Genomic DNA, 9,731 nt, shown 5'->3' on the forward strand with positions numbered 1-9,731 from the left:
GGCCGCGGCCACGCGGTCGGCCACGGCGCGGCAGGTTTCGGCGCTGCCAAAGCCGTCCAGCACCACGCGCACCTTCACGCCGCGTTGCGCGGCCTGCTCCAGGCTTTGCAGCACGCGTTCACCAGTGCGGTCCAGCAGGAAGATGTAGGTTTCCAGGTGCACGCTGACGCGCGCGGCGTCGATGGCCTGGCATAGCGCCGGAAAGAAATCGGCGCCATTCTGAAGGATGTCGATGGCGTTATCGTCGGTCCAGTCCAGCTTGACGATGTCGGCCTTCACGGCAATTCAAGCTCCGCCAGCAACGGGGCGTGGTCGGACAGCCTGGCCCATTCGCGCCCGCGCAGCACCCGCGCGCTGCGCACGGCGAAGCCGCGCTGGTAGATGCGGTCGAGCCGGAACCATGGGAACACGGCCGGGAAGGTGCGCGGCGGCGGCAAGGGGCAGTACGCGCCCCCCATGCCCAATTGGTTGTTGCGTTCCAGCACCGATACATTGTTGGGCACGCCCCGCAGCACATTGCCCAGCCGCCGCACGGAATCGCGCAGGCGCGGCAGTTCGCCGCCGTGGCTGCGCGGCGCATGCGAAAACACTTCGTACAGGCCCAGTTGCTGCACGAAGAGCGGCGCCAGGCGGTCGCCCCAGTCGTTGAAGTCGCCGGCCACCAGGATGGGATCGCCCTCGGGCACCATGCGCCCGATGCGGTCGGCCAGGGCCTGGATCTGGCGGCTGCGGCTGCCCGCGAACAGGCCCAGGTGCACTACGAAGCAATGCACGTCCCGGTCGTTGACCTTGATGCGCGCGTGCAGCAGCCCGCGCTGTTCCAGGCGGTGGTCGGAGATGTCCTGGTTCTCGTGTTCCAGGATGGGGTAGCGCGACAGCAGCGCATTGCCGTGGTCGGAACGGTTGCGGATGGCGTTGCATCCGTAGGCCACGTCCAGGCGCAGCGCGGCCGCCAGCGATTCGTGCTGGGCGTCGAGAACGGACAGGTGATCGTTGCGGCCCTGCACTTCCTGCAGGAACACCAGGTCGGGACGCAGCCCGTACAAGCCCAGGCGCAAATCATTCAGCGATTCGCGCCGCCCCAGGGACGAACGCCCCTTGTGGATGTTGTAACTGACTACGCGGACTAGCGACATAAACCGAATGGCGCCTTTTCTTGTTTGGTGGGCGGGCGCCGCCGCGCGGCGGCGCCCTTTGTTCCCAGATTACTTCATTTCACTTCGACGTTGCGCAGGCGGATGTGCAGTTCGCGCAGTTGCTTCTCGTCGACCTCGGACGGCGCCTGCGTCAGCAGGCACTGCGCGCGCTGGGTCTTGGGGAAAGCGATAACGTCGCGAATGGATTCGGCGCCGGTCATCATGGTGACAATGCGGTCCAGGCCGAACGCGATGCCGCCGTGCGGGGGCGCGCCGTACTGCAGGGCGTCGAGCAGGAAGCCGAATTTCTCGCGCGCTTCTTCCGGGCCGATTTTCAGAGCGCGGAACACCTTGCTCTGCACTTCCTCGCGGTGGATACGCACCGAGCCGCCGCCGATTTCCCAGCCGTTGAGCACCATGTCGTAGGCCTTGGCGAACGCCTTGCTGGGATCGGATTCCAGGAAGTCTTCGTGGCCGTCTTTGGGGCTGGTGAACGGATGGTGCGCGGCGGTGTAGCGGCCGTCTTCCTCGTCGTATTCGAACATGGGGAAGTCGACCACCCACAGGGGTTTCCATTCGGTGGAAGCCAGGCCGGTTTTCTTGCCGAATTCGCTGTGGCCGATCTTGACGCGCAGCGCGCCGATGGCATCGTTGACCACCTTGGCACGGTCGGCGCCAAAGAAGATGATGTCGCCGTCTTGCGCGCCGCTGCGCTTGATCAGTTCGGCCAGCGCGGCATCGTGCAGGTTCTTCACGATGGGCGACTGCAGGCCTTCGCGGCCCTTGGCCACGTCGTTGACCTTGATGTAGGCCAGGCCCTTGGCGCCATAGATGCCCACGAATTGCGTGTAGGCATCGATTTCGCTGCGCGAGAGTTCGGCGCCGCCCGGCACGCGCAAGGCAACCACGCGGCTGCCGGACGCCGTGGCGGCGGCCGCGAACACCTTGAAGTCCACGTCGCGCATGACGTCGGTGACATCGGTGAATTCCAGGTTCACGCGCAGGTCGGGTTTGTCGGAACCGTAGCGCTGCATGGCGTCGGTCCAGGTCATGAGGGGGAACGGCGCCGGCAGGTCGACGTTCTGCACCGTCTTGAAGACGTGGCGGATCATGTCCTCGAAAATCGCACGGATCTCGATCTCGTTCAGGAACGAGGTTTCGCAATCGATCTGGGTGAATTCGGGCTGGCGGTCGGCGCGCAAGTCTTCGTCGCGGAAGCACTTGGTGATTTGGTAGTAGCGGTCGAAGCCCGACACCATCAGCATCTGCTTGAACAACTGCGGCGATTGCGGCAGCGCGAAGAACTGGCCGGCGTTCACGCGCGAGGGCACCAGGTAGTCGCGCGCGCCTTCGGGCGTGCTCTTGGTGAGCATGGGGGTTTCGATATCGATGAAACCCAGCTGGTCCAGGAACTTGCGCACTTCGATCGACACGCGATAGCGCAGCATCAGGTTGCGCTGCATCTGCGGGCGGCGCAGGTCCAGCACGCGGTGCGTCAGGCGCGTGGTTTCCGACAGATTGTCGTCATCCAGCTGGAACGGCGGCGTGATCGAGGCGTTGAGGATCTCGACTTCTTTGCACAGCACTTCGATTTCGCCCGAAGCCAGCTCGGGGTTGGCCGTGCCCTCGGGACGCGGACGCACCAGGCCCGTGATGCGGATGCAGAACTCATTGCGCAGGCGCTCGGCGATGGCGAACGCTTCGTTGTCGGGATCGAACACGATCTGCGCCAGGCCCATGCGGTCGCGCAGGTCGATGAAGATGACCCCACCGTGGTCGCGGCGGCGGTTCACCCAGCCATACAGAGTGACAGTCTGGCCGAGATGATCGCGGCAAACCTCGCCGGTGTAGCAGGTACGCATTGCGGGATGACTCCTAGGTGCTGTGTTCAGCGTAAAAAAATTACGAATCGACGGTGGGAGCCGTCGGAATGGGGGCGGCAGCCGCGGCCACAGGGGCCGGCGGCACCACGACGCCCATGGAAACGATGTACTTCAGCGCGGCATCCACGCTCATTTGCAGTTCGACGACATGTTCGCGCGGCATCATCAGGAAAAACCCCGACGTGGGGTTCGGCGTGGTGGGCACATAGACGCTGACGTGGTCGCCCGGCAGGTAACCGGCGACTTCGCCGCCCGGCACGCCGGTCAGGAAGGCGATGGTCCAGGAACCGGCGCGCGGGTACTGCACCAGCACCGCCTGGCGGAACGCCTGGCCGTTGGGCGCCAGCACGGTGTCGCTGACCTGCTTGACCGAATTGTAGATGGAACGCACCAGCGGAATGCGGCCCAGCAAGGCTTCCCATTGTTCCAGCAGGGTGCGGCCCAGCAGGTTGGCGGCGAACATGCCGGTAAGCAGCACGACCGCGATCACCAGCACGAAGCGGAAGCCGGGAATGTCGATGCCCAGCAGCGATTGCGAGGACAGGAAGCTGGGCACGAAGCCTTCCAGGGTTGCCACCAGCAACCCCAGCACCCAGACCGTGATGACCAGGGGAACCCAGATCAGCAGCCCGGTGATGAAGTACTTCTTGACGACGCGCATGCGCATCTGCCCTGGCAGCTTCAGGACGCCGTGGACGACGTCGGCGCGGCGGCCGGGGCCGGCGCGGCAGCGGGCGCCGGCGTGGCGCTGTCGTTCTTAGCGCTGTCGTTCTTAGCGGTGTCGGAGCCGGATTTGGCGCTGTCCGGCTTGGCGGCGGCCTGTTTGCCCGAGCCGTTGCGGAAATCGGTCACGTACCAGCCGGAGCCCTTCAATTGGAAACCGGCGGCGGTCACCTGCTTGGAAAACGTGGCCTGGCCGCACTCGGGGCACACTGACAGCGGCGCATCGGAAAATTTTTGCAACACGTCTTTGGCATGGCCGCAGGCGCTGCATTTGTAGGCGTAGATAGGCATGGTTGGGAATTTCCAGGGGCACCGGCGCATCAAAAACCGCCGTTACACCACCCGCGGCATGCGGGCGGCGGCCTGGCGGCGCCGGATCCAATACGGGAAAGTGTTGAATTTTAGCGGTTTTTGCCAAAAATGCCGTGACCGCCCGGCTCGGCCCGCTGGAGGGACCAGCCCCGGCCATAGGCACGAACTCACGGCAGGGGCCGGCTTCGGGGCAGGGCACGCTGCCGCGAGCCCTGCTCCCGGTTCACATCTGGCGGCCCAGCGGCAACAGGAACATCGCGGCGGCCACCAGCGTGGGCAGCAGCGCCGACAGGAAAAGCCGCCCCGCCGAGATGGCCTCGTTGGGGAAATAGGGCCGCAAAATGGCGTAGCCAGCCGGGTTGGGCGCATTGGCGATCACCGTCAGGCCGCCGCCGGTAACGGCGCCCGCCACCAGCATGTAATGCCAAACCGGGTCCGTGCCCTCGACCAGCGAACCCAGGTAGGTCAGGGCGGCGTTGTCGGTAACGGCTGTCAGGGCGGCCGCGCCCCAGAACAGCACGGTGGGCTCCAGGCCGCCCAGCAAGTCTTGCAGCCACCATTTCTGCAGCCCGCCCAGCACCACCAGTCCGGCCAGGAAAAAGCCCACCATCAGGCCTTCGCGGATCAGCAGGCGGCTTTGGTGGCGCCGGTAGGCGTGCACATAGCCCATGAACATCATCATCAGGCCCAGGAACACCGCCGGATGATGGGCCGTCATGACCACGCCCACCAGGAACACCAGGTGCACCAATATGACCAGCGCCGGCACGGGCTCGCGCCGGGCGGGCGCGTCTTCGGCGGCATTGACGCCGCTGCCGGTGCCGATGCTGTGGCTGGTCAGCGCGTCGCGGCAGATCCAGGTCAGCACGGCGGCGTTGATGAACACGGCGACGGCGGCGCGCCAGCCGAAGTGCGTGGCCATGAAGGCCGAGTCCCAGCCGAAGGTGGATGCCACCATGAGCACCGGCGGCGCCGCGTAGGCGGTCAGGACGCCGCCAATGGAAACGTTGACGAACAATACGCCCAGCGCCAGGTACTTGAAGCGCGTGTGGCCCGCCACGCGGAAATATCCATCGCGCAGCAGAATGGCGGCCAGTGTCATCGCGGCCGGCTCGGTTATGAACGAGCCGCCCAGCGGCACCACGGACATCACCACGAAGAAAGTGGCCACGTCGCGGTGCACCGGTACCAGGCGCGCCAGGCCGCGCACCACCAGGCTCACCAGTTCCAGGATGGGCCGGCTGGCGGCCACCACCATGATCACGAACACGAAGAGCGGCTCGGTGAAATTGCGCGTGTCCATATACTCGATGGCGGTGGCGCTGCCGCGCAGCAGTGCCATGCATACGATCAGCACGAAGGCCCACACGCCGAAAACGGCCTCGACTTCGGACAGCAAGTGCCAACAGCCTGCATGCGGACCGTTGCGGTGCGCCAGGCGCGCGAAGATGGGAACCGAGAACGTGTGGATTACAGCCACCGCGAACAGCGCGGTGGCGATCAGTTCGATTGTGTCAGGCATCGGGTGTGCATTCCGGAACTTGTGCGGGCGCCAGGCGGGTTTGGGCCGTGCGGCGCCGACAGTAAAACTGTCGGACTATACCGCAGCGGGCCTGCGCGCACTGTGCCGCCGGACAGCAGGCACTGTGTCAACGCAGCAGGTGCGCGCCCTTTTCGGCGATCATGACAGTGGGTGAATTGGTATTGCCCGACGTGATGGTGGGCATGACGGACGCGTCGATGACGCGCAGGCCTTGCAGGCCGTGCACGCGCAGTTCCGGGTCTACCACGGCCAGGGCGTCCACGCCCATCTTGCAGGTGCCCACCGGGTGGAAAATGGTGGTGCCGATATCGCCCGCCGCCTGTGCCAGTTCATCGTCCGTCTGCAGGGCGCTGCCGGGCTTGTATTCTTCGGGCGCGTAGCGCTCCAGGGCCTGCTGCGAGACGATGCGCCGTGTCAGGCGCAGGCTTTCGGCGGCCACGCGGCGGTCGGCCTCGGTGGCCAGGTAGTTGCACAGGATCTCGGGGTGGTCGTCGGCCCGCGGGCTGGTAATGCGCACATGTCCGCGGCTGGTGGGCCGCAGGTTGCACACCGACGCGGTGAAGGCGGGAAACGCATGCAGCGGATCGCCGAATTTCTCCAGGGACAAGGGCTGCACGTGGTATTCCACATTGGCCCGGTCATGCTGGGGCCCGGAACGCGCGAAGGCCCCCAATTGCGAAGGCGCCATGCTGAGGGGGCCGCGGCGCCACAGGGCGTACTGGGCGCCCATCATGGCCTTGCCCCACAGGGTGCCGGCAATGGCATTCAGCGTCTTGGCCCCCGTCACGCGGAAAATCATGCGCAATTGCAGGTGGTCTTGCAGGTTCTCGCCCACGCCGGGCAGATCATGCACCACCGGCACGCCGCGCGCCTGCAGCAGCGCGGCCGGCCCCACGCCCGACACCTGCAGCAACTGCGGCGACCCGATGGCCCCGGCGGCCAGGATGACCTCGGCGCGCGCGCGGGCCACTCGTTCACTGCCGTCGTCCAGCTGGAACGCCACGCCGTCGGCGCGGCGGTTCTGGAAGACAATGCGCGACACGCGCGCGCCCGTCATGACTCGCAGGTTGGGCCGGCCGCGCGCCGGTTTCAGGAAAGCGCTGGCCGCGCTCCAGCGCACGCCGCGGCGCTGATTCACCTCGAAGTAATCGCAGCCCTCGTTGTCGCCCTGGTTGAAATCCGACACCGACGGAATGCCGGCCTGTTGCGCGGCCGCCCGGAAGGCATCGAGCAGATCCCACGACAGGCGCTGCCGTTCGACCCGCCATTCACCGCCCGCGCCGTGGAACTCGCTGGCGCCGGCATGGTGGTCTTCGCAGCGCTTGAAGAACGGCAGCACGTCGTCCCAGCCCCAACCGGCATTGCCCAGCGAGGCCCAGCCGTCGTAATCGGCGCGCTGGCCCCGCATGTAGATCATGCCGTTGATGGACGAACTGCCGCCCAGCACGCGGCCGCGCGGATATCCCAGGCTGCGGCCGTTCAGGCCGGGGTCGGGATGAGTGCGGTAGCACCAGTCGGTGCGCGGATTACCGATGCAATACAAGTAGCCTACGGGGATATGGATCCAGTGCCAGTTGTCGCGGCCGCCGGCTTCAAGCAGCAATACGCGCTTGCCGGCGTCGGCCGACAGGCGGTTGGCCAGCAGGCAGCCGGCAGAGCCCGCGCCCACGATGATGTAATCGAACACCAGATCATTGCTGCCAGGGTCGGCGGACATGCACGTGTCTCCTTGGAACGCCGGCCTTGTGCGGCCGGTCGATGGTGCTGCGTTATAGAACACAACCGTTCCGGAAGGCTACCCGGAATCGCCCCGCCGCGACGCGCGCGCCCGGCCGCCGCACCCGCCCGGTGCAGGCCTGAGACGAGACGTAACAGGGGTTGAAAGATCAGAGCGTAGCATTGATGATCGTGTTCAGTTTCTCGTCAGCAACGTGCCCGGCCCCGTTGTTGCAGGGCCGGCGGCATGCCCTCCGGAGACCACCATGTCCGCGACTCGTCTCGCTTCCCCGTCGTTTTTCATCGCGCGGCGCCAGGCACTGGCTGCGCTGGCCGCCGCCGCAGCCGTGGCCGCCGCGCCCACCTGGGCGCAGACCGATCCGGTCAGACTGGACGTGCCTTTTGTTCCCACCCCCGAAGACGCCGTGGCCAGGATGCTGGAAATGGGCGACGTGGGCCCGGAAGACACCGTGATCGACCTGGGGTCGGGCGACGGGCGCATTGCCATCGCGGCGGTGCGCGACCGCAAGGCCCGCCAGGCCACCGGCATCGACATCGACCCCGAACGCATTGCCGAGGCCCGCGGCAACGCCAAGAAAGCCGGCGTGCAGGACCGCGTGCGCTTCGTGCAGCAGAACCTCTTCGAAACCGACATCTCGAAGGCCACGGTGCTGACCATGTACCTGCTGCCCGATGTGAACCTGAAGCTGCGGCCGCGCATTCTCAGCGACCTGGCACCGGGCACGCGGGTGGTATCGCATGCCTTCACCATGGACGACTGGGAAAGCGACGACTACCAAAGCGTGGACGGCCGCTCGCTGTACCTGTGGATCGTGCCCGCCAAGGTGGCGGGCACCTGGCAGATCGAGCATCCCGGCGGACCGATCACGGTGCAGATGTCGCAGCATTTCCAGAAGGTGACGGCCACGGCGCGCCGCCACGACGCGCAACTGGGCGTGTCGCAGGCACTGCTGCGCGGCGACCGCCTGCGCCTGGTGCTGGATGACGGCGGCAAGCCCATGGAGTTCGTCGGCCAGGTGCGCGGCGATACCCTGGTGGCGCTAGCCTCGACCGGCGCCGAACAAGGCTGGCAGGCCACCCGGAAATCGCCATGAGCCCGGCGCCATCCGCCGGCCAGCCCGCCGGCCTGTCGGTGCTGGACGCGGTGGCCGTGCTGGTGGGCGTGGTCATCGGCATAGGCATTTTCGGCTTTCCGCCGCTGGTGGCGCAGCACGCCAGTTCGCCCGCCATGTACATCCTGCTGTGGCTGGCCGGCGGCGGCGTGATGCTGCTGGGCGCGCTGTGCTATGCCGAACTGGGATCCGCGTACCCCGATTCCGGCGGGGAATACCGTTATCTGCGCCTGGCCTGGGGGCCACGCATCGGCCTGATGTTTGCCTGGGCGCGCTGCGCCGTGATCCAGACCGGCGCCATTGCCGCCGTGGCGTTCATTTATGGCGACTATGCCCAGCAGTTGATCGACCTGGGCCGGCACGGGCCGGCCATCCACGCCGCGCTGGCGGTGGTGCTGCTGACGGCGCTGAACATTGCCGGCACCCAGCCCACCAAACGCATCCAGCTGGTGTTCACCGGCCTGACCGTGATTGCCCTGCTGTCGGTGGTGGCGGCGGGCATGCTGGCGGGCGGCGCACCGGAACAGGCGCCGGCGGCCACGGCGCCCGCGCCCGGCAGCATGGCCAGCATGCTGGGCCTGGGCATGGTGTATGTGTTGCTGACCTACGGCGGCTGGAACGAAGCGGCCTACCTGTCGGGCGAACTGCGCGACCCGGCCCGCAACGTCAGCCGCGTGCTGCTGATCGGCACAGCCGCGATCACCGCCATCTACCTGCTGACCAACCTGGCCCTGCTGCACATTTTCGGCCTGGACGGGTTGCGCCAGGCCAGCGCGGTGGGCGCGGACGTCATGCAGATTGCCGCCGGCCCGCACGCCGCGGTGCTGCTCAGCCTGCTGATCTGCTGCACCGCGCTCAGCACCATCAATGGCACCATCATGACGGGCGCGCGGGTGTATGTAGCGCTGGGCGACGACGTACCGCCGCTGCGGCGGCTGGGCGGATGGTCGGCGCGCGGACAGGCGCCCGCGACGGCCCTGGTGGCGCAAGGCGCCATTACCCTGGCCCTGGTGGGGTTCGGCGCGCTGGCCGATAACGGCGTGGAAGCGATGGTGGCCTATACCGCACCCGTATTCTGGTTTTTCATGATGCTGGTGGCCGCGGCCGTGTGGCGGCTGCGCCAGCTGGATCCGCAGCGCCCCCGGCCGTTCAGCGTGCCGCTGTACCCGCTGACGCCGCTGCTGTTCGCGCTGAGCTGCGCCGGGCTGGTATGGTCCAGCGCACGCTATGCCGGCCTGGGCGCCCTGCTGGGCATTGCCGTGCTGGCCGCCGGGCTGCCGCTATG

The 9,731-nt window shown here is 66.9% G+C and carries 9 protein-coding genes; 2 read left to right on the forward strand and 7 right to left on the reverse strand.

The features are described from left to right. The 7 genes from LPZ50_RS16630 to LPZ50_RS16660 form a co-directional block, all read right to left on the reverse strand. Positions 1 to 279: phospholipase D-like domain-containing protein (locus LPZ50_RS16630; protein ID WP_230662763.1), on the reverse strand; the 279-nt coding region annotated here is incomplete at its 3' end. Next, a complete protein-coding gene (locus tag LPZ50_RS16635; protein WP_230662765.1) occupies positions 276 to 1,136 on the reverse strand; it encodes an endonuclease/exonuclease/phosphatase family protein in 861 nt (286 codons plus the stop codon). The genes LPZ50_RS16630 and LPZ50_RS16635, both read right to left, overlap by 4 nt. Before the next feature lie 74 nt (positions 1,137 to 1,210). Next, entirely contained in the window at positions 1,211 to 2,998 is a 1,788-nt protein-coding gene (gene aspS, locus LPZ50_RS16640; RefSeq protein WP_230662767.1) for an aspartate--tRNA ligase, read from the reverse strand. Positions 2,999 to 3,038: 40 nt separating this feature from the next. After that, positions 3,039 to 3,686: a DUF502 domain-containing protein gene (locus tag LPZ50_RS16645; protein WP_230662770.1), complete on the reverse strand. Its 648-nt coding sequence runs from the start codon at positions 3,684 to 3,686 to the stop codon at positions 3,039 to 3,041. A 14-nt stretch (positions 3,687 to 3,700) separates the two neighbouring features. Further along, positions 3,701 to 4,033, reverse strand: coding sequence for an FmdB family zinc ribbon protein (locus tag LPZ50_RS16650; RefSeq protein ID WP_230662772.1), 333 nt, complete (start codon positions 4,031 to 4,033; stop codon positions 3,701 to 3,703). Positions 4,034 to 4,277: 244 nt separating this feature from the next. Beyond that, complete coding sequence (locus tag LPZ50_RS16655; RefSeq protein ID WP_230662774.1) at positions 4,278 to 5,576, reverse strand: putative Na+/H+ antiporter; 1,299 nt, start codon at positions 5,574 to 5,576, stop codon at positions 4,278 to 4,280. A gap of 127 nt (positions 5,577 to 5,703) precedes the next feature. Next, positions 5,704 to 7,314 carry a GMC family oxidoreductase gene (locus LPZ50_RS16660; RefSeq protein ID WP_230662776.1) on the reverse strand — a complete coding sequence of 537 codons (1,611 nt, stop codon included), beginning with the start codon at positions 7,312 to 7,314 and terminating at the stop codon, positions 5,704 to 5,706. A 265-nt stretch (positions 7,315 to 7,579) separates the two neighbouring features. Between LPZ50_RS16660 and LPZ50_RS16665 the strand changes: the two genes are divergently transcribed. Beyond that, the gene (locus LPZ50_RS16665) at positions 7,580 to 8,428 is read left to right on the forward strand and encodes a methyltransferase domain-containing protein (RefSeq protein WP_230662778.1); all 849 of its coding nucleotides are present in this window, start codon (positions 7,580 to 7,582) and stop codon (positions 8,426 to 8,428) included. Then, positions 8,425 to 9,731: APC family permease (locus LPZ50_RS16670; RefSeq protein WP_230662780.1), on the forward strand; the 1,307-nt coding region annotated here is incomplete at its 3' end. The genes LPZ50_RS16665 and LPZ50_RS16670, both read left to right, overlap by 4 nt.

It is taken from the genome of Bordetella petrii (assembly GCF_020991325.1).
Lineage (GTDB): Bacteria > Pseudomonadota > Gammaproteobacteria > Burkholderiales > Burkholderiaceae_B > Bordetella_A > Bordetella_A petrii_E.

Excerpts from the sequence above, each read along its gene's own strand:
- LPZ50_RS16635 (WP_230662765.1), bottom strand. The coding sequence starts at position 1,136 with ATGTCGCTAGTCCGCGTAGTCAGTTACAACATCCACAAGGGGCGTTCG.
- aspS (WP_230662767.1), bottom strand. The coding sequence starts at position 2,998 with ATGCGTACCTGCTACACCGGCGAGGTTTGCCGCGATCATCTCGGCCAG.
- LPZ50_RS16645 (WP_230662770.1), bottom strand. The coding sequence starts at position 3,686 with ATGCGCATGCGCGTCGTCAAGAAGTACTTCATCACCGGGCTGCTGATC.
- LPZ50_RS16650 (WP_230662772.1), bottom strand. The coding sequence starts at position 4,033 with ATGCCTATCTACGCCTACAAATGCAGCGCCTGCGGCCATGCCAAAGAC.
- LPZ50_RS16655 (WP_230662774.1), bottom strand. The coding sequence starts at position 5,576 with ATGCCTGACACAATCGAACTGATCGCCACCGCGCTGTTCGCGGTGGCT.
- LPZ50_RS16660 (WP_230662776.1), bottom strand. The coding sequence starts at position 7,314 with ATGTCCGCCGACCCTGGCAGCAATGATCTGGTGTTCGATTACATCATC.
- LPZ50_RS16665 (WP_230662778.1), top strand. The coding sequence starts at position 7,580 with ATGTCCGCGACTCGTCTCGCTTCCCCGTCGTTTTTCATCGCGCGGCGC.